Below are 24,782 nucleotides of genomic sequence, written 5' to 3'. Positions count from 1 at the left end.
AAGAAAAAGTTGGAACCAAGGTCTATACGGAGACCTCCTCCACTGATTTTATCCTCCCCAAAAATTCAAAAACAGCAAAAAATTTTTCTTTAATATCATCTCCTTTCTATCACACCAACCGACTTTTTTAATTGCCCATTATTAATTTTTTTGATAATTTTTATAAGTAAAGGAGATCACATATGAAAGAAAAAGAAACCCTAACAACCTTGCAAACATCTCAGCAAGAAACAGAAGAGATAATAGCTGATGAACAGCTGCCACCTCTCACAGCCAAGGAAAAGCTCATCACCTTAACACCAGTGCAGATCCAAGGCTTTAAATTAGCTGCCATGGTCAGCCTTCCTTTAGCCTATCTTTTAGTCTTAGGTTTTTTAGACCACATTGGTCACTTCCAGTCTCCCTACTTCCTCTATAGCACTCTAGGGATACTGGTTCTCTTTGAATACCTCTGCCATATCATGGGAAAGACCTACGCTAGTTTAAAGGAAAAAGGCACTCGGATTGATTCCCTCATCCTAATAATCTTGATCATCTTACAAGCACTATCCCTAAGCCGATTAGCTGGCTTCTCCCATTCTGCTTTACCAAATGAATTTGGCTTCTTCCAACTTGTAGCACTGCAAGTCAGTATGGCTCTCTACATCAGTGCACGCACTGGCTGGCTTTTCCAAGGACGTATTGGTATCCTGATAGGACATGTCTGGCGCCAGTCCAGTTTCATCTTCCCCTTGAAAAATATCAGCTTGCAGCTACAGACACTGGCCTTCCAGTCAAAAAAAGATGAAGACCTCGAACACGCTGACTCTGAAACAGAGCCTAAGAATTGGCTCTTAGTTTTAGGAAGTCTGCTGGTTGCCTGCCTACTGGTAGGATTTGTATGGAGCCAACTCAATACCGTATCCACTCGCTTTGCCCAAACAACCTACGCCATTCGAATCTCTCTGGCAAATATGATCCAGCATATTCCTATGTCCGAACAAGCTTGGATCTATGTCATACTCACTATACCAACCAGTCTGTGGTTATTTGGTCAAATAGCAGGCAGCTTCCTCAGTGATTCCTCTCAAAAAATCAGTTACCAAGATTTTGAAAAGGAAGTTAAAGCCTACCGCATTTTCCCCAACTACACAGCCTATATTATTATCGTAAGTCTTTGCCTGATATACACGCTTTTCTTTAGTGTGGCTCTCAGTGAGCTAGGGAGCCTCCTCTCCGATCAAAATATAGCACCCTATCAAGTATCAACAACTGCAGTTTCAGGATTTTGGCAGCTCGTTCGTGTAGCCCTGGTCAATTTTGCAGTCCTTGTTGCCTTTTACTTCCTGACAAAAAATCCCCTGCAAAACAGATCTACGGATCGGATACTTCTCAGCCTTCTCTTTATCTTTTCAAGCCTCTTCGCCCTACTAGCTGCTTGGAAACTCTTTGGAATCTACATTGCCAGTTATGGTTTGACAGAGCTGCGCTTGCTATCTGGATGGTTCATTCTCGTTCTTTTAGTCTGGTGCCTCTTAATTCTCATCCGCCTGCACAAACCTATCCAAGCCATTCGCATTGGTTTTATCTATGCACTGACTAGCTTCACTCTAGCTAGCCTCATCTACACCTTTTTCCTATGATTTTAAAAACACATAACTAAAACCGCCTGCTTTATCTAAAGCAGGCGGTTTTGATCTATTAGAGTTCTAAGAGTTTTTGCGAAATTTTGCGATTCTCTTTTTTAGCTGATTTTTTATACAGGGTCAAGATACGACCAGTCTTAGCTACAGAATCCGCACCAATTTCTACTTCCAAGATTTCTGCCACTTCATGAATATTCTCATCAGTATTTTGAAGCAGCTTAACCTTGATCAATTCACGCGCATCTAAAGCATTGCGGACGCTAGTTTTAATCTGATCATTGAGCCCGTTCTTACCGATTTGTACGATCGGTTTCATGGCATGCGCTTGACTATTGAGATAAGCCCTTTGTTTGGATGTCAACATGTTAGATTCCTCATCTTTTCTTTTTTAAATTAGCGCCTTGCGGACAACAACCCCAACCCCTTCGGGTGCCCAACCCACAGCTGACACCGGATTTTCAGCTGTCGCCTTAATCCGGATCCAACCCAGACCCGAATAGACGATATCCATCTTATCCTTGATGGTAAACTCATGAGCGACTAGCCTTGGAAAATCTGTCACATCCTTGGCCTGCGGCGGTGTCAACAAGCCACCCTTATGCTTGTCATAAAAGGCTGTTGCCCCATCGAGTTTGGTACGATGAATCTTTAGATTATTATCAAAGTATGCCGTAATGCCTTGTCTATCTCCTCGGGCAAAATCAAAGCGAGCTAGACCTCCCAAAAAAAGCGTCTGCCCAGCATTGAGCTGATAGGTTTTAGGCTTGATTTCCTTTTTGGGACTGACATACTTGAGATCCTTGGCACTCAAATAGTGCGCCATCTGGTGACGATGGATAATCCCCGGTGTATCAAAGATATAGCTGCCGTCATCCAGCGGGATCTCGATTTTATCAAGGGTCGTTCCAGGAAAGCGTGAGGTCGTAATCACATCCTTATCCCCAGTGATCTCTCTGATGATCGCATTGATCAGGGTTGACTTACCAACATTGGTCACACCCACCACGTAAACATCTCGACCAGCACGAAGATCTTCAATGCGTTCGATCAATTCCTTGATAGCCTGATGATTTTGAGCACTGGTCAGTAAGACATCTACTGGACGCAAGCCCTCCTCATGAGCACGCTCACGCAGCCACTGGGTAACCTTGCCATCCTTCACAGATTTAGGCAAGACATCCTTTTTGTTACCGACCAAAAGCACATCATTGCCAGAGACGAAACGACTAAGACCTGGAATAACAGAGCCATTAAAATCAAAGATGTCAACCACATTGACCACTAGTGCCTGACTGTCTCCCACTTCATGAAGAAGCTGGAGAAACTCATCATCCGTGATGTTGACATCAACGATGTCATTGTAGTGACGCAGCCGAAAACAGCGCTGACAATAGAGCTCACCGCTCTCTTCAGCCTTAGCAATACTGGATTGGGGGGTGTAGCCTACGGCTTCCTTATCCTCAGTCTGAATTTTAGCACCGCAGCCGATACAAAATAACTCTTCCATTAAATTTCCTTTTTGTAAGTAATCTCACCGTATTTAGCAGCGATCTTGCGCATCACACGACGCTCTCTTGCCCGGTTGAACTTTGTATTCCATGCATCCGACTCGACCAAAGGCTTAACCAAGATAGAGCGGATACCCGCACGATGACTGGCCCTAATATCGGTCATGAGCTGATCACCAACCAAGACAACCTCACTGCGATCAAAACCATAGCGTTTAATAGCCATATTAATCCCACGCGTAAAAGGTTTCATCGCACGGCTGACAAAATCAACATGGAAGGGCTCAACAGCCCTTTGAACACGTTCAGCCTTATTATTAGATACCACTACCACAGGAATATCAGCTTCTGTCATCGCATCTAACCATTCCCTAAGCTCAGGGGTGCCATCGGGGTTGTTCCAAGCAATCAGGGTATTATCCAAATCCACCAAAACAGCCCCAATCCCATGCTTGCGCAAACTCTCAGGCTTCAAATCATAAACAGCTTCCACCGCAAAGGTGGGTAGATAATCTTCAATACTCACAACTTTCTCCAAAATATGATAGTTCTCCTCATTATAGCATATTTTCAACCAAGATAGAGGGACAAAAAGAAGCCAACCACAGCAAAAAATCCCTTTGAGACGAGTCAGCAGACATCATACTCAAAAGGATTAAATTCTTACTTATAATAATGGAAAATAGGTGACGGTTACTCTTGAAACTTGACACTAACCTTTGCCTTCTCGTCAATCGATGTCATTAGTTGCTTGTAATAAGCTTTGGCAGAATCCTTAACGAGATTCTGATAGTTCTTCAAGTATTCCTTCTGCTCCTTATTAGAAAGGCTATCTGCTACAATTTTTCCAGTATCAACATCCTCGGTTGAATAACTCAGTAAACCGCCAGACTTATCATATAATTGATACGGGTGATTCTTATCAAGTTCAAACCCAATAACATCAAATTTAGGGAGGGTAACCTCATAGAGATGTCCCTTCTTTTCATCTATCTGAACCGGCTGCTTGATACCAAATTTAGCCTTATAGTTGAGAATAATAATAGCTTCCTTCTCAGAAAATGGAATATCCCAATCTGTAAAAAGGACCTTAGTCGTTTCCTTCGATGTGACTATTTTTTGAATACCAACATCTAAAAAGACGGTTTGCTGAACCTTTTCAATGGAGGTAACAGAAGAATAGCTTTGAGTAGATTTAGTTGACTGTGTGGCACTTTTACGTCCAATATAATAGACAAGACAAAGGCTGACAACTATAAAAATAGCTAAAGTTGAAAAGTATTTCCAATTTAGTTTAAAAAATCGTTTCACCTTCCTCGAAGGTGACGAACGTCTAATTTTCACCATTTCTCCCTCCTTTAACAATCACAGCGGCTAAAAAAATACCAATAAAAACAATAGCCATACCAATCCAAGGATTTAAAAAAGATAAACCTATACCAATAAGGATCAGTAAAATAGGTAAAATAATTTTTTTCATAAAACAAACCAATCTCTAATCTAATTTTACAAAATAATTATATAAAAACACATTTAATTTATCAATAGTGTAACAACTATGTTTCATTAAGGTTTAAGGATACTCAAAAAGCCAGAATCTACTTCTGGCTCTTCTTATTTTTAGACTGACGATAGGTACGTTTAAAATCTTTTTTAACCCCTTTAACAAGTTTGGCTAAAGAATCTCCACTCCTAGCGTATCCCCCTGTTTTATTGTAAAAACTGCGCTCAAAGTCAGGATTTTTTCGCTCCTTCCAAAAGCGTGCCAGGCGAATCTTCCCCAACTGATTGGGATTTTTATAGGGCTTAGCTATTTTCTTTCGAAAGGTTGGATCATGCACCCCTATCGGCAAAACGTCCAAGCGAACATGACTCCAGGGCGTATTGCCATAGTTAAAACTAGCTCCATTGATAATACCATTATCCCTGACTTCCTCAGCATCCACCTCATTTAAAAAACGTCCCTTACTGTCCAGGATAAACTCTGTCCTTGTCCCAAGCAGCACCTTAAAGTTAAAGGACTCTTCCTGATCTGGAAAATGAAACAAACCAGCCTCAACTCTCCTTTTATTATGGAGACGAGCATTATCATAGATTCGGGGAGCTAGATGATTGGCACTCAGATAAGCAATCAAAGCCTCCTGATCACTCATGCAATCTAGCCTATAATGCCGGCGCACATACTGAGCTTGCTGGGAGGAGATGACATAGCGCAGCTGATGGAGACGACGGTTAAAGACCGTTTTTCCCCTAAAATCAGCTGTCTTCATCACCCGACGTACCAATCTAGCCAGATCCTTCCAAAAGGGATCGTGGGGTGCTAAGTCCCCATCAAACTGAGCTACTAGACGCTGATTTTCTGCCAGTTCACCCGAAAGATCATCTGGCATGCCGATATGTTCGAGCAGGGCTGATAAAACCTCTTCTGGCGCCTTTGTTTGAATAGCTGTTTTCCATTGTAGCCGATGGGCTGTTGATCCTATGGTACACATACTCTCTCCCTTGAGTTTTTTCTTATTATAACGAGAAAATGATCGAGACGCAAAGACCCTGTTTACGCAAATTATGACGTGATCAGTCCTGTCATATCAGCCATATTCAAGCAGTTTTTAACACTACTATTATAAGGTACCGCCACCATCATAGCCAGGAGTAGATATATAACTGTGAACGACTTAATCTCCTCCTGTGACCAACTTCCCTAAGTTGGTCGTCTCTGTCGTAATGGTTGTTTTAATTTGTTTTGAGAATTGCCCCTTAATATCCTCATCTAGCTGGTCACCAATCGTCGATGAGCTAGATGAAATGTCTTCAATAGCGCTATCAAAGCGCTCATCATTGTCACTCTTTAACTCCTTTAATTTCTTCTTTTTTCTTGAAGCAGCAGCTCGGACAATGCCCTTTTCATATTCCCTCTCAGCATACTCATAGTCTCCTGTAGCAACACCAAGCCCTATACCGAGCCCAACATTACCCATATTAGTCCGCCCGACACCGGTAACCATTTCTGTCCCAGCATTCCAAGCATCTCCTGCCATATCTACTCCAGCATTCCAAGCATCTCCTGCCATATCTATTCCAGCGTTCCAAGTATCTTTTAACCATCCCATTACAGTTTCTTTCCTTTCTCTCGTGATTCATAATCCGCCTGTCTCCTCTCGGCATAAGCCTGATTGAGCTTCTCATCTGCCTCGCGATAGGCTTTTCGATAAACCTTATCAAGCTGGTCTCTCTTATCCGCTAGATCATAAAAGATCTGTGAAAAGCTATTTTCAACCTCCAATGTGATCCTTTCAACCGTATCCATAAAAGGGGAGTAATCGTCAATTTCCATTAGTCGAAAATCAGCCATCGCCTCTTGTACCTTAATATCTGTGAAATGACGGAATTGGCTTAACCTTTCATAATAGACATTCTCTTCTTCCTCGATCTCTTTTTTAAGATCACGGTAATCATCTTCTAGCTCTTCGATCTGCAGTTCATATTTGCGCACCTTTGCCTGTGCTACATCCCAGCGGTCCATGCACTAATCTCCTCTCCTAAGCCAGTATCCTCAGCCACCAAGGCTTGCAAGCCCGTCTCGATATTTCCGCTCAGATCTGACAGTTTGGTCAGGATTTTACCAACAGACTTCTGACGTCCCTCAAAATGCTCCTTGGGCTTAGTCACCATAGACTGGTAGGTCACGCCTTCTTCTTCATAGATTGCCTTGATCTCGTCCATACTCAGCTTATTGACTGAGGCAGGACGCTTCTTAGTCGTATTATAAAGGTCTTCAAATTCTTTAACAGCAGTATCTTTAACCCCCTCCAGTACAGTCTCACCATTTTGAGCCACCATGGCTAGACTGGCTGCCGCAGCGCTAGCTTCCAGATAGTCCAGAAAAATAGTTTCATGACCTGTCAGACCGCCTTTAGATAGGGCAGTCTTTTGTGCTGTAAAGGTCGTCTTCATAAACTCCTTCATACCAGCTTCTGCCAAGACACCCACGCTGACCTGATTGCCATTTTTATCAACCAGATTTCCATCTTTATCAAATTGCCACTGAGTGACAGCATGGTCATCCATCATCCCACTATCTTGTCGAGCCACATAGATGGCGGTATCCGTCTCGTTACCCGTGATATTGCCGATAGCATCATTGGGATTGCGGTAGTTGCGAAATTGCTCAGGGTGTTTTTGCATATAAGCTACTTGCTTCTCACTGATCAGATTGTGAATATCAGGACCGTTGAAACCGACATTGTTATAATCTTGTTCCAGGGCGACATACATGGCTACCGATTCTCCCAAGGAGTGTCCGGTCGTCGTAATCTCTGCATGAGGATAATTTTTTTCAACATCCTTGGCAAAGTCTTGAGCTGTCTCAAATTGGGAAGCTGATCGAACTCCCGGATCATAGTAGCCATCGCTACCCAGACCGATTGACTCAATATCCGTTATGATATCTCTATTAAAACCATCACCAGCATTGGTTCCTGCATAAGCAATCACCACTTGACTGGTATCAGGATTACCGTTTTCGTCTATAGGAGCTACTGCCATAGCCTGCATGCCGTTAGATAAATTGTCTTCGGTTGCTAGGACTTTGTAGTTACCGTCTCCAACAATATCTCCAGTTTTGATAGTATCTGATGTTTTTCCAGAGTCTACTCGATAAACATCATCAGATAAAACATTATAATCTTGATCAGTAATCATAATTTATCTCTCCTCATAGTAGATGATATTAATTTGGTTAATTCCTGTTTTTGTCTTCTTATTTTTATTTTGTTTAAGTTCTTTAGGAGAAAAATGAGATGTCCTTATTTGTCCTCCAATTTCACCTTCAGACAGTGAGAGTTTATATTTTTTATTAATTTTTGCAGTTATCCACCAGCTTCCTGGGAGCTTTTCGTATTTAAACTCTATAAATTCAATATCTTTAATAGGTTTTCCATCAACTAATTCAATATGTTCATCAACATATTGAACAATTCTATCTTGTTCTTCTTTAGTTATTTCTTCCTCTTTACTTCCAAACATACTACACCCTCCTAAAACTAATATTATTCCGACAGCGCTCAGCGCTAACAATTTTTTCCATGTTTTCATGAACACCTCCGTTTATCTTATAATTAAACTAGCTAATTCTAACTAGCTTAAGGCATAAGGTAAGCCAATTTTCTACTAGGCAATCACGATTTCACTAGGATCCAAGTTCCCATTTTCATCTACAGGCGCCACTGCCATAGCCTGCATGCCGTTAGATAAATTGTCTTCGGTTGCTAGGACTTTGTATTTACCTTCTGCTACAGTGTCACCCTGTTTGACAGGGTTATCCACTTTTCCAGAATCAACATTATAAACTTCTTCAGCAATCTTATTATATTCTTTATCGGTTGCCATAATTCCTCCTTAATCATGATAAATTAGCTCAACGTCAGATAAGCTCTGCTTATTTTCCTTACTCTCTCGTGTTTTAAATTCGTTAGAAGAGTAATTAGAAGTTGTAATTTCCTCCCCCAATCTATCTTCTGAAAATGAAATTTTATATTTATCATTTACCTTTGTAGTAATTCTCCAAAAGCCTGCCATTTCAATTTTCTGAAACTCCGTTACCTCTATCTCCTTGATAGTTTCACCATTTGTTAACTCATAATGATCAAGCAGATAGTTAGCTACTCTATCCTGCTCTTTTTTATGTGTCACTTCTTCCTCTTTACTTCCAAACATACTACACCCTCCTAAAATTAATACCATTCCAACAGCGCTTAGCGCTAACAACTTTTTCCATGTTTTCATGAAAACCTCCATTTATCTTATAGTTAAGCTAGCTAATCCTAACTAGCTTAGGATATAGGACAAATTACTTTATCCTAAATAATAATGACTCGTTTAATATCGACAGTACTCATGCTATTTCTCATTTTGATGATTTTTCCTATGAGTCATTTTAACGTAAAACAACAAAGTCGCCATTAGCAAAAAGATTATGATAGATGTAATAATTGTAAAATAATGCCAATCACTTAGCCTCATTTCGTGACCAGCCTCATCAGTTATCGTCTTCAATGGGTACTCTGAAATGGCAAAAATTAAATAAAAAACTGATGTCAGACTAGATAAATAACCAATAATAATCGTACGTTTTTTATCTCCTGCTGCCATGATAATACTAAGAAAAGGAAATCCATAGAATAATAAAGGAAGCCCAAAAGTGAAAAGGCTAATAAATATAATCATTGAACCATTCCAAGAATATAAAGCTATAAAACAGATAAAATATGACATCATAAATAGCAAAGTCAATAAGGACTTATCGTCAATCAATTTTTTCCATAACTTCATAATAGCAATCTCCTTAAAAGTATCATAAATAGATGTTATTTATTATAGCAAAAAAAGCCATTCCTATGAATGGAACAGCCCTACTCAACTCTACCCTTATACTTATTTTTTTTATTCCTACAAATTTAAGCATCAGCGCCCATAATAAGTGAACAGGAAAGCACTCACTTTTAAGATAAATCAGCAATTTCAATGCTGTGCTCACTGGGTTCCTTAAGATCTATAGTTATTTCCCCATCAGCTATTTTATCAAGTTTTTTATATAACTGGGGTGCTTTCGTTTTGTCAGCACTAATATCATAACGCCCTAGATCTGCTCCTGTTGAGAAAATATAACCACCTTTTGATAAATCTTGCAGACCAATACTGTTAAAATGAATATTCACATAAAATGGATAAGTCATTTCGTTTGGTATCTTACTAAAAAACATTTGAAGATAAAGCCCACCATTACCAGTACTGTCATCTATATAACCAAGTTCCGACAAACTAATTCGCGAGATTTCACCAAGTTCATCTGCAGCTTTACCATTCGCTTTATTAATTTCTGCCATCAGATTTGCTTTTAAGCTAGCTTCATGGATTTGCAACCACTGCTCAACTAGTGGTTTTTTCTAATCAAGTTCTGCCTGCCTTGCCTTCCGATCAGCTTCTTCCTTTGCCTCTTCTTCTTTTGCTTGCTTCTCTTCCTCATCTATTTTCCACTGCCAATCTTTACTATCAGTACGCTCAGCTGTCACCACCCACTTAGTCATATCTTGTCCCTTATCCTTATAGGGATTAGGCCATTTGAAAGTAAAAGGAGGAATTGATGCATCTGGGAAATTAATCTCGCTATCAATGGTATAGGATTTTTTCTGATTAGCATAAGCCTTAAATTTTATATGATAATTACCACCGACGTCCCCTCCATTATCGTAATAACCTTCTGCAGTTGAATTTTCCAAAGTAATAGAGGTTAAATGCTGATGGCTCGGATCTAAGAGATCAAGAATTTGTTTTTTAATATCATCCTCGTGCTCTTCCAAAAATTTTTGATCATTTGATTTTTCAGTCTTTATCATCTTATTAGGAGACTGAAGGAACGAAAATTTTGTAAATGATATTCCTATAATAATTAATAAAATTAAAATCCAAAACACTACCATTAGAAACTTAATATTTGATAAACGATCAAAATGCTTCATAATGAATTCTCCTATATCCTAGTCATAAAGAATTTTTTCAATTAACGGTCAGTCTGAAAAGGCTACTCACCCTCTTTGGCAAAACCAGATCCCTTCTTTTTATTTTCTAATTTCCAGCCAACCATCCAAGCTAAAACTAACAGATAGTTTTCCACAGCACCTATCAAGTTAATGTAGCGAGAGGGAACTGCAATAAAGCTCAACAAATGATTACTACCAATCCCCAGTCCTCCGACAATTAAAGCTAATAAAATAGCCTTCAAATAAAATTCATCATACTTAATGAGAACAGCCAATAATATCATAACAACTGCCAAATCCCAAAAAGCTATCTCACGTTGCCAACCATGAGAAATACCATAAGCCGACTGTCTCCCCATAAACTCTGGAAAAAATAATTGCAACAAGCTAGCAGAGACCATAGCTATAATAACAACGATAAAGGTAACTTTTAAAAATTTATTCATCTAACTGCCTCCAATATAGTAAGGACGTACCGTTTCTTTAAGACAATCACAATCCTCCTCAGACAATAGTGGTAATTGACTGATCTTTAAAAAATAAGCAATGTAATCAATTTTTTTACAAACCACTGAAAAATCCCTACCCACAATAAGAGGATCCAACCAAACATCAATTAAAAGTAAAAAAACACTAGCTGTCTCTAAAGGATAAGGACAAGCAAATTCTCCCTGTCGGTTTCCCTGTTCGATAATAGTCCCAACATAAGTCGATAGATTTTGTAGAGTATTTCTAAGAGTAAAGAGCAGACCAAAAGGTATTTTCTCTGCCCAATCAATATGAGATAAATCTTGAAGAGACTGCTTCCGACTAAAAAACTCTAACAAATCTCTCAAACGCTGCTGAGCAGATCGTTCTTGGTCAGCACTCAGTTCTTCAAAAAATTGAGTGACTTTAGCAACTTCTTCTGACATAGCTTGCTCCAAAATGGCTTCTTTACTAGCAAATTGATGATATACTCCACCTTTTGATAAGCCACTTCTTTTAACAATATCAGACATAGTCGCCGCCTGATAGCCTTTTTCAATAAACAAATTCATCGCAGCAGCAATAATTTTTTCCTTAGTCTGCAAAGACTTTTCTTTTTGCTTCATTGCAATCACTCCTAACCCAAAAAACAGACTGATAGTCTGTTTTTATTATAGTAACTGAATAGCTTCTTGTCAATGAAAAAAGAGTTTGAAATAAAAGTCCAAACTCTTTAACCTTATTCTTGATTTAGCAAATTGACGTAGTGGTTGGGAGTCCTTATCCCCAGACTTCATCAATGATTTCCTTGACAAGGGAGAGCTTCTTCCACTGATCGTCCTCTGTGATTAGATTACCTTCTTGAGTTGAGGCAAAACCACATTGCGTTGCCAGCCAGAGCTGCTCTAGAGCTAAATATTCTGAAGCTTCCTTGATACGAGCGATGATCTGATCCTTATCTTCCAATTTACCATCCTTGGTTGTAATCAAGCCAAGAACTGCTACCTTATTAGGATCCTTGAATTCAGCCAAAGGTTCAAAACCACCAGAGCGCTCATTATCATACTCTAGGAAATAAGCTGTCGCATGCTCCCGTCCAAATAGCGTTTCTGCCACAGCTGTATAAGGTCCCGAAGTCGCATAGGTAGACTGATAATTTCCCCGACAGACATGGGTATTAATTTGTAAATCCTCGGGAAGATTTTCGATCGCTTTATTATTGATATAAAGCAGACCTTCACGAATAGTATCCTTATCAATATTACCATCAGTAACAGTCTTGTAAAAATCATCATCCATGATCACGCCCCAAGTACAATCGTCCAACTGAATGGTGCGTGCCCCTTCATCATAAAGAGCAAGGATGGCTTGGTGATAAGCTGCTGCCAGGTCTTCTACGAGGTCCTCTTGATTAGGATAAATGTCCAAAGCCTTCTGAATATTGCTGCCACGCTGGAGCTCCACCAAACACTGGGCTGGTGCTGGGATAGTCATTTTGGCTTCAACCCCACGCTCATCAGCTAGCTTTTTCAAAAATTGATAATGCTTGATAAAGGGATGATTGCCCTTAGTAAAGCCAATCTTACCACTAACAATAGCCGAATCATCATTAGTTTCTACCCCTTCAAAGTAAAGTCCTGATCCGTATTGGTAACGTTCAATGCCATCAAATCCCCAGAAAAAGTCAACATGCCAATTAGCTCTGCGAAATTCACCATCAGTCACCTTTTCAAGACCAACAGCGACTTGCTTATCCACCAATTCGGTGATCAAGCGATCTTCTATAGCGGTCAGCTCATCCTGTGAAATCTTACCAGCCTGAAAATCCTCACGAGCCTGCTTCAATGCCTCGGGTCTCAAAAAACTTCCTACATGTTCAAAATATTTTTTTGCCATCTGCCACACCTCATTTCTTAAGATGGCTTTATTCTATCAGAGGGATATATAAGTGTAAAATATATATTTTATATATTATTTTATAGTTTCAAGCTATAAGTCACTCGGATAGCTTATCGCCAATGCCTTCTTAATACTCGTCCGGTACTAAGACAATAAGATAAGTTTTTCCCTTTCTTTGGAGATAGCGGACACGATAGCAAGCAGAAAAGTAGTGTGAACGCCCTAGATACGTTATTTGCTGTCGATTTAACGCCCTGACAAGACCGTATGGATTGCGATCCGTGACAAAACGGTAATCCATAAAACTAAGAAAATGCTGATAAGTAATAATCCCCCTCCATCCTTTATGCATCTCAATCGCTTCTTTTCCCTGCAAGACCAGCTCTTGCCCTTCCCGTCTCACCCGCCAGCTCCAATACCAACGATAGACCTTAAAAGGAAGCAAGAGCAGCCAAATGACCGCATAAAAGCAGATGAAAAAAATACTAAGCACAATTATCGAATCCATCATTTTTCCTCTTCAACTAAGCAAAAATGAACTACCAGCATACATAAGCCGATAGTTCATCACAACATCACTCTTCTTTTAATTTTTGCAATTCTTGTGCCAAAAGTTTAAGCGCCACTTGGGGGTTAGCCTGACCTTTGGTAGCTTTCATAAGAAAACCAGTAAAGGCCTTGTCAGCATTGCGCTTGCCTGATTTAAAGTCAGCCACAGCTGCTTCATTATCTGCAAAGACTTGATGGATGATAGGAATCAAGATTTCAGGATCTGAGATTTGAACCAAACCAGCCTTTTCCACATAGTCACGCGCACCGCCACCATTTTTCGCCAAGTGGACAAAAACTTTCTTAGCGATCTTAGAAGAGATGGTAGCGTCCTCTATCAAACCTAGCATCTCTACTAGATTTTCAGGCGTCAAACCGATTTGATCGATCGCCTTATCCTCACTATTAAGAAACTGGGCTACTTCACCTTGAAGCCAGTTAGATACCTGCTTAGCATCGCCACCAAGAGCAACAGCCTTCTCAAAGAAGTCAGACGTTGCCTTGCTAGCAGTCAACTGGCTAGCGTCATAATCACTCAAGCCAAGATCCGTCACATAACGACGGCGGCGATCTTTTGGAAACTCAGGTAAGTCTGCCCGCATCTCCTCAATCCAATCATCAGAAATCTCAAAGATCGGCAGGTCTGGCTCTGGGAAGTAGCGGTAATCTGCTGCCCCTTCCTTGACCCGCATAAGGATCGTCTGCTTATTAGCCTCATCATAGCGACGTGTCTCCTGGCGGATAATACCACCACTGCGCAAGATCTTGGCTTGACGCTCAACCTCATATTCCAATCCTTTACGAACATTACTAAAAGAGTTAAGGTTTTTAAGCTCGGTCTTAACACCAAAAGCTTCTTGGCCATAAGGGCGTAGGGAAATGTTGGCATCTACCCGCATAGACCCTTCTTCCATTTTGACATCAGAGATCCCTGTGTATTGGATAATTTCCTTTAAAGCTGTCAAATATGCATAAGCCTCCTCTGGAGAGCGCATATCTGCTTCAGATACGATCTCGATCAAGGGAACGCCTTGACGATTGAGATCGACATAAGAATAGCCATCATCCGCATGTGTATTCTTACCAGCATCTTCTTCCAGATGAGCCCGCTCAATACGAATCTTCTTCGTAGAGCCATCATCAAGAGTCGCTTCTAACCAACCGTCATAACCAATCGGCTCATCAAATTGTGAAATTTGGTAGGCCTTAGGATTATCCGGATAAAAATAATTCTTGCGGTCAAAATGCATACTTTGATGAATATCCATATTAAGCGCCAAAGCTGCCTTGATGCCTGCATCAATAACCCCTTTATTTATAACCGGCAAGACCCCTGGGAAAGACCAATCGATGACATTAGTATTAGCATTGGCATCCTCCCCAAAGTGAGCAGACGAGGGTGAGAATATCTTAGAATTAGTGTTTAACTCCACATGGACCTCTAGTCCGATAATGGTTTCAAAATTCATTACTGGTCACCTCCAAAAATCACGGGCTGTTGTTTGTGATAATCTGTCGTGGCTTCAAAGGCACTAGCAGCTTGGTAGATGGTCTCTTCTGAGTATTTAGGTCCGATCAGCTGAAGTCCGACTGGAAGACCATCCACAAATCCTGATGGGATAGAGATCCCAGGCAGGCCAGCCAAGTTGACTGGAATAGTCAAGAGATCAGCCAGATACATGGCAACAGGATCCTGATTTTGTGTGCCAAACCCATAAGCCACCTGCGGTGCCGTTGGTCCTAAGATCAAATCATAATCCTCAAAGACCTTGTCAAAATCTCGGATAATAAGCGTACGCACCTGACCAGCCTTCTTGTAGTAAGCATCATAGTAACCAGATGACAAGCTAAAGGTTCCCAGCATAATACGGCGTTTAACCTCATCACCAAATCCTTGACTCCGAGACTGAAGATAAATATCTTCCAAACTTTGGACGTCTTGGGCACGGTAGCCATAGCGAATCCCGTCGAAGCGTTGCAGATTTGAAGAGGCTTCTGATGAAGCGATAATATAATACACAGCTACACCGTATTTACTGTGCGGCAGACTGACTTCCTCAACAACGGCTCCTAATTTTTCAAAGTGTTTAGCAGCCGCTAAGATATTTTCCTTAATCTTAGGATCGATTCCCTCACCCAGATATTCCTTAGGCAGGGCAATCTTCATCCCCTTGATATCTTGACCAATCTTGCTGGTGTAATCAGCAACACGCACAGGAGCAGAGGTAGAATCCTTGCTGTCGCTACTTGCAATGGCATTGAGCAACTGAGCATTTTCTTTAACCGTTTGTGAAAACGGACCGATCTGATCCAGAGAGCTACCAAAGGCAATCAAGCCAAAGCGTGAAACAGTTCCATAGGTTGGCTTAAGACCGACCACCCCATTGAAGGCAGCTGGCTGGCGAATAGAGCCACCAGTGTCAGAACCGAGGGACAGACGCACTTGTCCCGAAGCTACTGCTGTCGCTGAACCACCTGATGAACCACCAGGCACCTTGGTTTGGTCCCAAGCATTTTTAGTGGTTTTGAAGTAGGAAGTCTCCGTTGAACCACCCATAGCAAACTCATCCATGTTGGTCTTACCAACGACGATCATACCTTTTTCATAGGCATTTTGAACAGCTGTCGCATCAAAGATCGGCTCGTAATTGTAAAGCATTTTCGACGCAGCAGTTGTTAAGATTCCCTTGGTAGAAATGTTATCCTTGATCGCCAAAGGAATACCTGATAGAACATTATCAGCGTCAATCCCCTGCTCATCAATAGCTGCAGCTTGAGCAAGAGCTGCCTCTTCTGCAACGGTAATAAAAGAACCGATTGCTTCTTCACGAACGCTGATATCAGCCAGGGTCGCCTTGGTCAATTCTGTCGCTGAAATCTCTTTATTGACCAGAAGATCGTGCAGTTCCTCAATAGTTTTATGATTAAAAGACATTAAGCATCTCCTCCATCATCTAAGATCGCAGGTACCTTGATATAGTAGTCTTTTGACTCTGGAACATTCTTAAAGAGCTGATCGCGCTCCGTCCCTGCTTCTGCTAGGTCTGGCCGGACAACCGTCTTGCGCTCCGCCATGGTTGTGGTGACAGGTACCCCTATCGTATCCACTTCATTTAAGAGCTCAACCATGTCGACAATTTTAGTCAAAGTCGTCGCAAATTCAGCCGTTTCCTCATCAGAAAATGTCAACTTTGACAAAGTCGCCACATGGCGCACTTCTTCTTCAGAAATTTTCATGCCTTCTCCTTTATCTATCCTAGGCTCTCCAAACAGTAGGAAAAACCTAGTCATTACTTAGAATAATCTTCATAATTTTATCACAAAAAGAGCTGAAAGGCCATGACCTTTAGATCTGCCCCTTGTGCTCAATGCTCCTAATCAGATCCATCTTCAATGTAAAACTCCTCATAGTTACCTTCTTTCTGATAGAGCCACATAGGAGGCAGTATCGATTGGTAGGTGTCCTCTTGTTTAGCGCTCTCAACAATCCTACCTCGATGGACTTTTACAGTTGCCTCACCGATAGCATAGTAGCCATCCTCTAGCCGACTGTAAGCTATCTTGGGTAATACCTTTTCCTGCTCCTCTATAGGATAACTGTCTATTTTCTGAACCAGCATTCCTGCATCCAGATAATCTTCCACAGAAATCGCAAAATAGCCACCGAAAGCTTGTTTCCTAGGATCCTTGGACTTGCGGTTTTTCTCAGCCAATCTTTGAATCGCTTGAGGCATCTTTTCTATCTCTCCAGAATCGTCGTTAGCATCTTCAGAGATTTTTAACCGAACAGCATATACAGCCTTACCATGGGTATCCTTAGCATAACCTGCATTATCTGATTGGGTATAGCCAGCAGCTTGCGCCTGAGTGTAAAATTTTTCAAGCCTTTGTCTATCTTTAGCAGTGTCTGTCAGCTTAACTAAAAGTGTTTCAATACCTTGATTCGGACTCACAAAGTTGACACTGTAAATCCTTGAGTCTCGCATTTCCCCTTGAACGGGTAACCTCACACCATGATCTAGAACCTGAAAAGTCACACGATCCCGTCTTACTTTGACAGCTTCTAACTGATAATCATAACCTCGACGCCGATAGAAAGCTAATAGATCCTCCCTGACTCTCCCTTCAAGATTAAGCGTATACAAGTAAGTCAGCACTATAGGAATAGCTATAATAGCTATAAATATCCCGATAATAGCCCCTTTCAGCCAATGAATACCTTTCTGAGATAACTGACGATCAAAATCATTTAAAACAAAAAAAGCAAGGATCGGCAATAAGATAGTCAAACAGACCATAATGGCCAAGGGCGTGAAGGAATTGAACCAGGAGGGATAAAAATGAATCGAGTCTCCCGAAGAATGAAAAATGAATCCGATGGCTATATGAAAAACCACAATCGCAACAAAATAGCATTTATAAAACCATTGCGATAATGAGGATTTTCTCTGGACAGGCCAGCGAATTAGATTACTAAGAAGCCCAATCTCAGCCACAAAGACAAAGATCCCAGCAAAAGCAAAAAAGAGAAACCAAGACCCTAGGCTATTGTCGGTGTCCCCTTTCCAAAAGAGATCCATTCCCCAATAAAAACCAATACTGATCAGTAATAATAAAAGCGGCCCCATACTGACTATAGGTAGCCGCCATTTCCTGTCTTTCACCTTACTCTTTCTCCTCTTGCCCTCTAATCCTCAATCCTAGCTCCCAAGACATTTTTAAAATGATTCATAGCCCAATCGTGATTGGCCTGAGTCAAACTAGCTGCACAGGAAGCAGGTATGACGATCTCGTAACCTAAATTATAGGCATCGACAGCCGTATGGAGCACACAAATATCAGTGAGAACACCCGTCAACACAAGAGTTGTCACACGGCGTTCTCTCAGACGAATATCCAAATCCGTCCCAGCAAAAGCTGAATAATGGCGCTTATCCATCCAAAAGACACGACTGTCATCTTTGATAGCCTCATAGACATCAGCCAGCTCTCCATAAAGATCCCGGCCCTTAGTACCAGCAATATTATGTGGTGGATAGAGCTTGGTCTCAGGGTGAAACTCATCTCCCTCATCATGACGATCAATCGCAAAGAAGATATAATCACCAGCATCATAAGCAGCTTGAGTACGCTCAGCAATCGCCTGAGAGATTGCTTGAGCTGGCTTGCCTGCTGTTAGTTTGCCATCATCGGCTACAAAATCATAAGTATAATCAATAGAAATTAAAGCTCTTGTCATAATCCTGTCCTTTCGTTTCTATAGGGATAATCTGTAAACAGACCATTGCCACCAGTAACTCCTATCAATATCATAATATAAAAAATCCTGTCCGGCAACAGGATTTATAACTCATTCAAACTCTTTTAACTTATCAAAGATACCTTCATTGATAACCTTTAGATAAGTTCCTTTCATACCGAGAGACCGGCTCTCAATGATACCAGCACTCTCCAGCTTACGCAAGGCGTTGACAATAACTGAACGGGTGATACCGATACGATCAGCAATGACAGAGGCAGTCAAGCGACCTTCGGTGCCATCAAGCTCACCAAGAATAGCTGATACAGCCTTCATTTCTGAATAGGACAAGGTGTTGATCGCCATATTGACAGCTGTTTGTCGGCGAATTGTTTCTTCTAGATTTTCTGTCTGCAGATTGAGTAGCTGCAAGCCCACAACTGTCGCAGCAATCTCAACCAAGACCAAGTCTTCTTCCTCAAATTTGTGATCATTACGCCAGATGATCAAAGACCCCAAGCGCATCCCACCACCATAGATCGGTGCCAGCGTCGTCAATCCATTTGGATAGACATCTCGGGACTCAACCGGAAAGATGGTCAGCTCGCTATCCACTGGAATGTTTGCCTCGGTATCGTAAACTCTGCTGATCCCCCTGAGGTAATCCTTTGGAAACTGCTTGGCATCAAAAATCTCCTCAACACGGTCAGTATTGGTTTTATACTTCATGGCATAACCTAGCAAAACACCTCCACCGTCTACGATACAGGCGTTACAATCAATAATATCAGCCAGCTGCATGGCCATAATATTATAAGGAAGTTCGTCTTGGAGGCTATCGACTGAGCGTTGCAAGATAGATGTAATTTTACGCGTTTTTTCTAATAGATTTGCCATTGCCTTTTGTCCTTTTGTTTGATTTTTCACCTCATTATAGCAAAGCACTTTTTAAATTGCAAACAATTATCAGAATATTTCCTATTGCGCCAAAATTATAATATCTAAGAGTAAGACAGAAATGAAAAAGAGTCTGGATCTTTGTTCCAAACTCTTCATATTAGTCCTTCATGCAATCAGCTTACCGACGATATTGAGCCAGGACACGAGTGATCTTTTCTTGCACCTCTGCCAGTTCTTCAACTCTAGGAAGGTAAACAATACGAAAATGGTCTGGCTTATGCCAGTTAAATCCCTTACCAGGAACCAGCATAACCTTCTCTTGCTTAAGTAGATCCAGAACAAAGGCTTCATCATCTTCAATGCGATACATATTTTGGTCGATCTTTGGAAAGATATAAAGACCGGCCTTGGGTTTAACAGCTGAGAGGCCAGGGATATCATTGATAGCCTTGGTAATAAACTCACGCTGTTCATAGATCCGGCCGCCAGGAATCAACAGTTCATCACCTGACTGATAGCCACCCAAAGAAGTCTGAACCACATGCTGTGCCAAAACATTGGAACACAGACGCATATTAGACAACATGTTGAGTCCTTCGATATAGCCTTTGACATGATGCTTAGGACCAGAGAGAACCATCCAACCCACACGAAAACCACAGATCCGGTGGCTCTTAGAAAGACCATTCATAGAGACACAAAAGACATCCGGAGCCAGACTGGCAATAGCTGTATGGTGGGCACCATCCATGACCAAGCGATCATAAATCTCATCTGCAAAAATGATAAGATCATTCTGACGAGCGATCTCTACAATCTCCTCCAAAACATCCCTAGGATAGAGCGCTCCCGTTGGATTATTGGGATTGATAACGACGATAGCCTTAGTATTTGAAGTGATCTTGGAGCGAATATCATCCATATCCGGATACCACTCTGCCTGCTCATCACAGATATAGTGAACGGCTTTCCCACCAGACAGACTGACACAAGCTGTCCACAAAGGATAGTCTGGCATAGGCACTAAGACCTCATCCCCATCATCCAAAAGAGCTTGCATAGACATAGAAATCAGCTCAGAGACCCCATTGCCAATATAGATATCTTCAACATCTACAGGTGGAAATCCCTTGGTCTGGCAGTACTGCATAATCGCCTTGCGAGCTGAAAATATCCCTTTAGAATCAGCATAGCCCTCACTATCACGAACGTGCACCATCAGATCCCGAATGACCTCATCTGGAGCTGTAAAACCAAAGGCAGCTGGGTTACCGGTATTTAAGCGCAGGATCTTTTCACCATTAGCCAGCATGCGATTGGCCTCATCCAAAACAGGCCCCCGTATATCATAAGCCACATGTTCTAACTTAGTCGATTTATCAAATTCTTTCATATTCTGTTTACCTCTATTGCCCTATTATAGCTTAATTTTTACCAGTTGAGGACAGATAAGGATTAAAATTCAGAATATTTTTTCAAAAACCACAAAAGATTTCCTCTCCGATTCGGCGATTTCCAAATATAAATCATAAAATTTTCGGAAAATTCAAGTAATCGCTTTCAAGATTATAAGAATTGGAGTATAATGTAAGCGAAGTAAAAATGAAAGGCGGAAAGCACCCCTATGACTCAATCTTACAAACATATCCTTGTCGCTGTCGATGGCTCTGATCAAGCTGAGTTAGCCCTCAAAAAAGGAATAGCTGTTGCTCGGCGTAATCAGGCAGAGCTACTCCTAGCTCACGTCATTGACACACGTGCCATTCAAAATGTAGCAGCCGTAGACACTTTTACCTACGATAGCTTGGAAAAAGAAGCGAATCTGCTTTTGGACGGTTACATCAAAACTGCTCAAGACGCTGGCCTCACCAATGTTCACAAGATCATCGAATTTGGTAATCCTAAACGGCTCTTAGCGGTTGACATTCCTGAAAGAGAATCCGTTGACTTGATCCTACTTGGTGCAACAGGTCTCAACAGCTTTGAACGTCTCCTCATCGGCTCATCTTCTGAATATATCATGCGCCATGCCAAGGTTGATATCCTCATCGTCAGAGATGAAGAAAAGACAATCTAAGACGAGATCCCCAAGTTTACGACACTCAAAAAGCCTTCTGCTTACTGAATTGAAAGCAGAAGGCTTTTTACCCCCTATCGATGTCAGCGGGACTTCTTCTTAGCATTTTGATCACGCACCATGGCTTTTCGCAGCTGGCGGTCCACCTCACGCTTAATAGCAGGCTCTGGCGCAAAGCGCTCCTGCCAGTCATCTGGCTTGAGAACCTTGTGGGTAACAGGATCGAAATGGGCCTTGCCATCTGGAAAGATCTTGCCCATATTAGCCGCATGGACAGTCTCAAAGATATGACTGGGATCCACCCCCATCAAGACAAAAGACCCATAAGTCAGATAGAGCAGATCGGTCAGAGCATCGACTTGACCAACCAGGGGACTTTCTGGATGATCCTTACTATTGACCTTAGCTACTGCCTTATCTAAAGCCGTATGAAGTTCCGATACAGCCAAGTCAAATTCGTCTTGATTATGACTAGCTGCATGTAGATATTCGACAATTTCCTCAAGCTTGAAATCGGCACGGTGACTAGCTTCACTAATGGTATAGGTACGAGGGGTATTGGTAACCTCACCATCCATAAGACGATGGAAATCACGAACTTTATTGAAGTTTTCATCAGCTGATAAGAAGTCATTCTCACTCTCAAAATGAATGAGTCCATAATGACCCAAAGCCTTAGCAATCCCATCTTGATTGTTGCTGTCAGTGACATAGGTAGCGACAGCTCTGGCTCCATCAGTCGCATTTCCCATGGCAACACCGACACCAGATTCTTGGAGCATTTCGAGATCATTTTCCGAGTCCCCAAAGGCCATAACCTCATCCATGGTAAAATCAAGAAGCTCACCCAAGCGCTCGATCCCTCTGATCTTGGATTGACCCTCAGAGATGAGATCAAGCGAATAGGGGCTGGAGCGTGTCATTTTGATATGAGGAAATTTATCCTCAAGCGAAGTGGTGTCCTGCTTGGTAGCCACCATGACCACCTGAAAGACCGGCTCACGCATAATCGTCTTGAGAGTCTCTAGATTCTGGGGCTTGATCCGACGAATAACATTTTTAAAGCTGCGTTCGACCAATTTCGTGAACTTTTTAGGAACTAAACGGCTGACTAGCTGACCGAAAGTACTGGTCCCCATATTGATAATATTAGAGCCTTGCAGACCAAAAGCAGTCCCTAGAGAGACCTCTCTTCGGCGCTCTTGAGCATACTTGATCAGGCGATAGACCGTTGACTTAGGTAATTGATTCTGATAGATAACCTTATCTCTGGTGAAAATATACTGACCATTGTAAGTCACTGCAAAGTCCAGTCCCAGATTCTCCATAAAAGGACTGACAAAAGCCGGACCACGTCCAGTCGCAACACCAACCAGAATGCCTTGCTGCTTGAGCTTCTCGATCGCCTGCTGCGTTGAGCGTGACACATTCTTTCGATCCGTCAACAGTGTCCCATCAATATCAAAAAATACCGATTTAATCGCCAATTCCAAGACTCCCTTTCTCACTGATTGTGTTAAAATTAATTATAACACAATCAAAGAAGGATACTTGCCAAAGATGAAAAAAATCCTGGTTCTCCACACAGGTGGTACCATTTCCATGCAGGCTGATCAGTCGGGGCATGTCAGCCCTAGTCACGATAATCCTATGAATCATATCAGCTCTGATTTCTCTGATATTCAGCTAGACGTTGTAGACTTTATCAACCTCCCCAGTCCCCATATCACTCCCTACCATATGCTAGCCCTCTATCATAAAATCCGTGAAACAGCTGGTCAGTACGATGGGGTCGTCATCACCCACGGGACGGATACCTTGGAGGAAACAGCCTACTTCCTCGATACTATGGAGGTGCCCCAGATCCCCATTGTGCTGACCGGAGCCATGCGCTCATCCAATGAGCTAGGCAGCGACGGCGTCTACAACTACCTCAGCGCTATCCGGGTAGCCAGTCATGACAAGGCAGCAGATAAGGGGGTCTTGGTCGTCATGAATGATGAGATCCACGCAGCCAAGTATGTCACCAAGACCCATACTACCAATGTAGCTACCTTCAACACACCAACACACGGCCCTTTGGGGGTCATCATGAAAAACGATCTCCTCTTTTTCAAAACAGCTGAGCCCCGTGTACGCTTTGACCTTGACAGTATTTCTGGTACAGTCCCCATCATCAAGGCCTATGCCGGCATGGGACTTGGAGATGGCATCATCAGTCTATTAGACCCTGACAAAATCGATGGGCTCGTCATCGAAGCGCTCGGCGCTGGTAATCTTCCACCCCAGGCTGCCGAAGAAATCAATAAACTCATGGCGCAAGGAATTCCCGTCGTCCTTGTCTCTCGTTGCTTCAACGGTATTGCAGAGCCAGTCTATGCCTACGATGGCGGCGGGGTCAAGCTCCACCAAGCAGGTGTCATGTTTGTCAAAGAACTCAATGCCCCCAAGGCCCGTCTCAAACTCCTCATTGCCCTCAGTGCAGGGCTACAGGGAGAAGCTCTCAAACATTATATTGAAGGTTAATAATCAGATAAGACAGACAAGCCCAACTAATTAATAGACAAGAAATACATAGGAGGTTAAACAACCATGAAAATGCAAGTCTCAGCATATGACAGATCAAAAGGTTCTTCTGTTGAATACCGATTAGAATTATCAAAGGCCCATCTCTATGCCTTCTTTGGAACCATAGTAGCCACCACAGCACTGATCTGTTGGGTCAAGAAAACAAAATAAAATATCCACCAAAGAATCACTAACCGTTGCTAATCCAGCCAATCTAAAACATATAAAAAGAGACTGAGACAAAAGTTCTCAGCCTTATTTATTTGGTCAATTTTATTTGCTAGGCGCAGTGGTTGGGAGTAAGACTTGTTGGCTATGCCAACTTTAGTCTTACCCCTGCACAGTTCATTAGGTGCTTTAGTACCAATGAACCACTGCTGATTGGTAGTCCTTATCCCTTGCCATGCAAGT

Annotated in this window: 31 protein-coding genes; 4 read left to right on the top strand and 27 right to left on the bottom strand. The window is 41.9% G+C overall.

What is annotated here, in order from left to right; genetic code table 11:
• Nucleotides 1-182: 182 nt before the first annotated feature.
• On the top strand, nt 183-1,622 hold the full coding sequence (locus AC4HAJ_RS05410) for a DUF4153 domain-containing protein (RefSeq protein WP_491079139.1): 1,440 nt from the start codon (nt 183-185) through the stop codon (nt 1,620-1,622).
• Between the two features lie 58 nt (nt 1,623-1,680).
• Here the strand turns inward: AC4HAJ_RS05410 and yhbY are convergent, their stop codons facing one another.
• From yhbY to AC4HAJ_RS05280, 26 genes are all read right to left on the bottom strand, one after another.
• Complete coding sequence (gene yhbY / locus AC4HAJ_RS05405) at nt 1,681-1,989, bottom strand: ribosome assembly RNA-binding protein YhbY (protein WP_491079138.1); 309 nt, start codon at nt 1,987-1,989, stop codon at nt 1,681-1,683.
• A gap of 24 nt (nt 1,990-2,013) precedes the next feature.
• Nucleotides 2,014-3,132: a ribosome biogenesis GTPase YqeH gene (gene yqeH / locus AC4HAJ_RS05400; protein ID WP_491079137.1), complete on the bottom strand. Its 1,119-nt coding sequence runs from the start codon at nt 3,130-3,132 to the stop codon at nt 2,014-2,016.
• The gene (locus AC4HAJ_RS05395; RefSeq protein ID WP_491079136.1) at nt 3,132-3,659 is read right to left on the bottom strand and encodes a YqeG family HAD IIIA-type phosphatase; all 528 of its coding nucleotides are present in this window, start codon (nt 3,657-3,659) and stop codon (nt 3,132-3,134) included. Before AC4HAJ_RS05395 ends, yqeH begins: the two co-directional genes overlap by 1 nt.
• Nucleotides 3,660-3,826: 167 nt before the next feature.
• Nucleotides 3,827-4,480 carry a DUF4230 domain-containing protein gene (locus tag AC4HAJ_RS05390; RefSeq protein ID WP_491079135.1) on the bottom strand — a complete coding sequence of 218 codons (654 nt, stop codon included), beginning with the start codon at nt 4,478-4,480 and terminating at the stop codon, nt 3,827-3,829.
• Nucleotides 4,467-4,613 carry a hypothetical protein gene (locus AC4HAJ_RS05385; protein WP_491079134.1) on the bottom strand — a complete coding sequence of 49 codons (147 nt, stop codon included), beginning with the start codon at nt 4,611-4,613 and terminating at the stop codon, nt 4,467-4,469. The genes AC4HAJ_RS05390 and AC4HAJ_RS05385 overlap by 14 nt, the downstream gene beginning before the upstream one ends.
• A gap of 118 nt (nt 4,614-4,731) precedes the next feature.
• Entirely contained in the window at nt 4,732-5,625 is an 894-nt protein-coding gene (locus AC4HAJ_RS05380; protein WP_491079133.1) for a DUF3114 domain-containing protein, read from the bottom strand.
• Between the two features lie 183 nt (nt 5,626-5,808).
• The gene (locus AC4HAJ_RS05375) at nt 5,809-6,243 is read right to left on the bottom strand and encodes a hypothetical protein (protein ID WP_491079132.1); all 435 of its coding nucleotides are present in this window, start codon (nt 6,241-6,243) and stop codon (nt 5,809-5,811) included.
• Nucleotides 6,243-6,656 carry a hypothetical protein gene (locus tag AC4HAJ_RS05370; protein WP_491079131.1) on the bottom strand — a complete coding sequence of 138 codons (414 nt, stop codon included), beginning with the start codon at nt 6,654-6,656 and terminating at the stop codon, nt 6,243-6,245. The genes AC4HAJ_RS05375 and AC4HAJ_RS05370 overlap by 1 nt, the downstream gene beginning before the upstream one ends.
• Nucleotides 6,638-7,834, bottom strand: coding sequence for an alpha/beta hydrolase family protein (locus tag AC4HAJ_RS05365; RefSeq protein ID WP_491079130.1), 1,197 nt, complete (start codon nt 7,832-7,834; stop codon nt 6,638-6,640). The genes AC4HAJ_RS05370 and AC4HAJ_RS05365 overlap by 19 nt, the downstream gene beginning before the upstream one ends.
• Nucleotides 7,835-7,837: 3 nt before the next feature.
• A complete protein-coding gene (locus AC4HAJ_RS05360) occupies nt 7,838-8,227 on the bottom strand; it encodes a hypothetical protein (RefSeq protein WP_491079129.1) in 390 nt (129 codons plus the stop codon).
• Nucleotides 8,228-8,302: 75 nt separating this feature from the next.
• Nucleotides 8,303-8,521: a hypothetical protein gene (locus AC4HAJ_RS05355; protein WP_491079128.1), complete on the bottom strand. Its 219-nt coding sequence runs from the start codon at nt 8,519-8,521 to the stop codon at nt 8,303-8,305.
• Between the two features lie 9 nt (nt 8,522-8,530).
• Complete coding sequence (locus tag AC4HAJ_RS05350; protein ID WP_491079127.1) at nt 8,531-8,917, bottom strand: hypothetical protein; 387 nt, start codon at nt 8,915-8,917, stop codon at nt 8,531-8,533.
• Nucleotides 8,918-9,031: 114 nt separating this feature from the next.
• Nucleotides 9,032-9,463 (bottom strand): hypothetical protein, encoded by a 432-nt coding sequence (locus AC4HAJ_RS05345; protein ID WP_491079126.1) that lies wholly within the window; start codon nt 9,461-9,463, stop codon nt 9,032-9,034.
• Between the two features lie 170 nt (nt 9,464-9,633).
• Nucleotides 9,634-10,017 carry a hypothetical protein gene (locus AC4HAJ_RS05340; RefSeq protein WP_491079125.1) on the bottom strand — a complete coding sequence of 128 codons (384 nt, stop codon included), beginning with the start codon at nt 10,015-10,017 and terminating at the stop codon, nt 9,634-9,636.
• A 60-nt stretch (nt 10,018-10,077) separates the two neighbouring features.
• The gene (locus tag AC4HAJ_RS05335; protein WP_491079124.1) at nt 10,078-10,650 is read right to left on the bottom strand and encodes a hypothetical protein; all 573 of its coding nucleotides are present in this window, start codon (nt 10,648-10,650) and stop codon (nt 10,078-10,080) included.
• Between the two features lie 62 nt (nt 10,651-10,712).
• Complete coding sequence (locus AC4HAJ_RS05330) at nt 10,713-11,117, bottom strand: hypothetical protein (RefSeq protein ID WP_491079123.1); 405 nt, start codon at nt 11,115-11,117, stop codon at nt 10,713-10,715.
• On the bottom strand, nt 11,118-11,765 hold the full coding sequence (locus AC4HAJ_RS05325) for a TetR/AcrR family transcriptional regulator (protein WP_491079122.1): 648 nt from the start codon (nt 11,763-11,765) through the stop codon (nt 11,118-11,120).
• 154 nt (nt 11,766-11,919) lie between these two features.
• Nucleotides 11,920-13,035: a 5-methyltetrahydropteroyltriglutamate--homocysteine S-methyltransferase gene (locus AC4HAJ_RS05320; protein WP_491079121.1), complete on the bottom strand. Its 1,116-nt coding sequence runs from the start codon at nt 13,033-13,035 to the stop codon at nt 11,920-11,922.
• Nucleotides 13,036-13,165: 130 nt separating this feature from the next.
• A complete protein-coding gene (locus AC4HAJ_RS05315; RefSeq protein WP_491079120.1) occupies nt 13,166-13,549 on the bottom strand; it encodes a hypothetical protein in 384 nt (127 codons plus the stop codon).
• A gap of 64 nt (nt 13,550-13,613) precedes the next feature.
• Nucleotides 13,614-15,056, bottom strand: a complete 1,443-nt coding sequence (gatB, locus tag AC4HAJ_RS05310; RefSeq protein ID WP_491079119.1) for an Asp-tRNA(Asn)/Glu-tRNA(Gln) amidotransferase subunit GatB — start codon at nt 15,054-15,056, stop codon at nt 13,614-13,616.
• Nucleotides 15,056-16,522, bottom strand: coding sequence for an Asp-tRNA(Asn)/Glu-tRNA(Gln) amidotransferase subunit GatA (gatA, locus tag AC4HAJ_RS05305; RefSeq protein ID WP_491079118.1), 1,467 nt, complete (start codon nt 16,520-16,522; stop codon nt 15,056-15,058). The genes gatB and gatA overlap by 1 nt, the downstream gene beginning before the upstream one ends.
• A complete protein-coding gene (gene gatC / locus AC4HAJ_RS05300) occupies nt 16,522-16,824 on the bottom strand; it encodes an Asp-tRNA(Asn)/Glu-tRNA(Gln) amidotransferase subunit GatC (protein WP_491079117.1) in 303 nt (100 codons plus the stop codon). The genes gatA and gatC overlap by 1 nt, the downstream gene beginning before the upstream one ends.
• A 137-nt stretch (nt 16,825-16,961) precedes the next feature.
• Nucleotides 16,962-18,251, bottom strand: a complete 1,290-nt coding sequence (locus AC4HAJ_RS05295; RefSeq protein ID WP_491079116.1) for a hypothetical protein — start codon at nt 18,249-18,251, stop codon at nt 16,962-16,964.
• Between the two features lie 23 nt (nt 18,252-18,274).
• Nucleotides 18,275-18,826 (bottom strand): cysteine hydrolase family protein, encoded by a 552-nt coding sequence (locus AC4HAJ_RS05290; protein ID WP_491079115.1) that lies wholly within the window; start codon nt 18,824-18,826, stop codon nt 18,275-18,277.
• A gap of 111 nt (nt 18,827-18,937) precedes the next feature.
• A complete protein-coding gene (codY, locus tag AC4HAJ_RS05285) occupies nt 18,938-19,723 on the bottom strand; it encodes a GTP-sensing pleiotropic transcriptional regulator CodY (RefSeq protein ID WP_491079114.1) in 786 nt (261 codons plus the stop codon).
• 181 nt (nt 19,724-19,904) lie between these two features.
• Complete coding sequence (locus tag AC4HAJ_RS05280) at nt 19,905-21,119, bottom strand: pyridoxal phosphate-dependent aminotransferase (protein WP_491079113.1); 1,215 nt, start codon at nt 21,117-21,119, stop codon at nt 19,905-19,907.
• Between the two features lie 231 nt (nt 21,120-21,350).
• Between AC4HAJ_RS05280 and AC4HAJ_RS05275 the strand changes: the two genes are divergently transcribed.
• Nucleotides 21,351-21,803, top strand: a complete 453-nt coding sequence (locus AC4HAJ_RS05275; RefSeq protein ID WP_491079112.1) for a universal stress protein — start codon at nt 21,351-21,353, stop codon at nt 21,801-21,803.
• 83 nt (nt 21,804-21,886) lie between these two features.
• Here the strand turns inward: AC4HAJ_RS05275 and AC4HAJ_RS05270 are convergent, their stop codons facing one another.
• Nucleotides 21,887-23,290 (bottom strand): Cof-type HAD-IIB family hydrolase, encoded by a 1,404-nt coding sequence (locus tag AC4HAJ_RS05270; protein ID WP_491079111.1) that lies wholly within the window; start codon nt 23,288-23,290, stop codon nt 21,887-21,889.
• Nucleotides 23,291-23,363: 73 nt separating this feature from the next.
• Between AC4HAJ_RS05270 and AC4HAJ_RS05265 the strand changes: the two genes are divergently transcribed.
• Nucleotides 23,364-24,329: an asparaginase gene (locus AC4HAJ_RS05265; RefSeq protein WP_491079110.1), complete on the top strand. Its 966-nt coding sequence runs from the start codon at nt 23,364-23,366 to the stop codon at nt 24,327-24,329.
• Nucleotides 24,330-24,395: 66 nt separating this feature from the next.
• Nucleotides 24,396-24,542 carry a hypothetical protein gene (locus tag AC4HAJ_RS05260; RefSeq protein WP_491079109.1) on the top strand — a complete coding sequence of 49 codons (147 nt, stop codon included), beginning with the start codon at nt 24,396-24,398 and terminating at the stop codon, nt 24,540-24,542.
• Nucleotides 24,543-24,782: the final 240 nt, after the last annotated feature.

The organism is Streptococcus sp. ALY_211 (genome assembly GCF_058314555.1).
Note: the sequence above shows the minus strand (reverse complement) of the source record. Positions and strands in the feature narration are given on the sequence as shown.

What these genes read in the sequence shown, in the direction of transcription:
- AC4HAJ_RS05265 (WP_491079110.1), top strand. Translation starts at nt 23,364, where the DNA reads ATGAAAAAAATCCTGGTTCTCCACACAGGTGGTACCATTTCCATGCAG.
- AC4HAJ_RS05280 (WP_491079113.1), bottom strand. Translation starts at nt 21,119, where the DNA reads ATGAAAGAATTTGATAAATCGACTAAGTTAGAACATGTGGCTTATGAT.
- AC4HAJ_RS05340 (WP_491079125.1), bottom strand. Translation starts at nt 10,017, where the DNA reads ATGGCAGAAATTAATAAAGCGAATGGTAAAGCTGCAGATGAACTTGGT.
- AC4HAJ_RS05290 (WP_491079115.1), bottom strand. Translation starts at nt 18,826, where the DNA reads ATGACAAGAGCTTTAATTTCTATTGATTATACTTATGATTTTGTAGCC.
- AC4HAJ_RS05380 (WP_491079133.1), bottom strand. Translation starts at nt 5,625, where the DNA reads ATGTGTACCATAGGATCAACAGCCCATCGGCTACAATGGAAAACAGCT.
- AC4HAJ_RS05320 (WP_491079121.1), bottom strand. Translation starts at nt 13,035, where the DNA reads ATGGCAAAAAAATATTTTGAACATGTAGGAAGTTTTTTGAGACCCGAG.
- AC4HAJ_RS05325 (WP_491079122.1), bottom strand. Translation starts at nt 11,765, where the DNA reads ATGAAGCAAAAAGAAAAGTCTTTGCAGACTAAGGAAAAAATTATTGCT.
- AC4HAJ_RS05360 (WP_491079129.1), bottom strand. Translation starts at nt 8,227, where the DNA reads ATGAAAACATGGAAAAAATTGTTAGCGCTGAGCGCTGTCGGAATAATA.
- AC4HAJ_RS05390 (WP_491079135.1), bottom strand. Translation starts at nt 4,480, where the DNA reads ATGGTGAAAATTAGACGTTCGTCACCTTCGAGGAAGGTGAAACGATTT.
- yqeH (WP_491079137.1), bottom strand. Translation starts at nt 3,132, where the DNA reads ATGGAAGAGTTATTTTGTATCGGCTGCGGTGCTAAAATTCAGACTGAG.
- AC4HAJ_RS05330 (WP_491079123.1), bottom strand. Translation starts at nt 11,117, where the DNA reads ATGAATAAATTTTTAAAAGTTACCTTTATCGTTGTTATTATAGCTATG.
- AC4HAJ_RS05350 (WP_491079127.1), bottom strand. Translation starts at nt 8,917, where the DNA reads ATGAAAACATGGAAAAAGTTGTTAGCGCTAAGCGCTGTTGGAATGGTA.
- AC4HAJ_RS05275 (WP_491079112.1), top strand. Translation starts at nt 21,351, where the DNA reads ATGACTCAATCTTACAAACATATCCTTGTCGCTGTCGATGGCTCTGAT.
- gatA (WP_491079118.1), bottom strand. Translation starts at nt 16,522, where the DNA reads ATGTCTTTTAATCATAAAACTATTGAGGAACTGCACGATCTTCTGGTC.
- AC4HAJ_RS05260 (WP_491079109.1), top strand. Translation starts at nt 24,396, where the DNA reads ATGAAAATGCAAGTCTCAGCATATGACAGATCAAAAGGTTCTTCTGTT.
- AC4HAJ_RS05335 (WP_491079124.1), bottom strand. Translation starts at nt 10,650, where the DNA reads ATGAAGCATTTTGATCGTTTATCAAATATTAAGTTTCTAATGGTAGTG.
- AC4HAJ_RS05365 (WP_491079130.1), bottom strand. Translation starts at nt 7,834, where the DNA reads ATGATTACTGATCAAGATTATAATGTTTTATCTGATGATGTTTATCGA.
- AC4HAJ_RS05410 (WP_491079139.1), top strand. Translation starts at nt 183, where the DNA reads ATGAAAGAAAAAGAAACCCTAACAACCTTGCAAACATCTCAGCAAGAA.
- AC4HAJ_RS05315 (WP_491079120.1), bottom strand. Translation starts at nt 13,549, where the DNA reads ATGATGGATTCGATAATTGTGCTTAGTATTTTTTTCATCTGCTTTTAT.
- codY (WP_491079114.1), bottom strand. Translation starts at nt 19,723, where the DNA reads ATGGCAAATCTATTAGAAAAAACGCGTAAAATTACATCTATCTTGCAA.
- yhbY (WP_491079138.1), bottom strand. Translation starts at nt 1,989, where the DNA reads ATGTTGACATCCAAACAAAGGGCTTATCTCAATAGTCAAGCGCATGCC.
- AC4HAJ_RS05385 (WP_491079134.1), bottom strand. Translation starts at nt 4,613, where the DNA reads ATGAAAAAAATTATTTTACCTATTTTACTGATCCTTATTGGTATAGGT.
- AC4HAJ_RS05375 (WP_491079132.1), bottom strand. Translation starts at nt 6,243, where the DNA reads ATGGGATGGTTAAAAGATACTTGGAACGCTGGAATAGATATGGCAGGA.
- gatC (WP_491079117.1), bottom strand. Translation starts at nt 16,824, where the DNA reads ATGAAAATTTCTGAAGAAGAAGTGCGCCATGTGGCGACTTTGTCAAAG.
- gatB (WP_491079119.1), bottom strand. Translation starts at nt 15,056, where the DNA reads ATGAATTTTGAAACCATTATCGGACTAGAGGTCCATGTGGAGTTAAAC.
- AC4HAJ_RS05345 (WP_491079126.1), bottom strand. Translation starts at nt 9,463, where the DNA reads ATGAAGTTATGGAAAAAATTGATTGACGATAAGTCCTTATTGACTTTG.
- AC4HAJ_RS05355 (WP_491079128.1), bottom strand. Translation starts at nt 8,521, where the DNA reads ATGGCAACCGATAAAGAATATAATAAGATTGCTGAAGAAGTTTATAAT.
- AC4HAJ_RS05370 (WP_491079131.1), bottom strand. Translation starts at nt 6,656, where the DNA reads ATGGACCGCTGGGATGTAGCACAGGCAAAGGTGCGCAAATATGAACTG.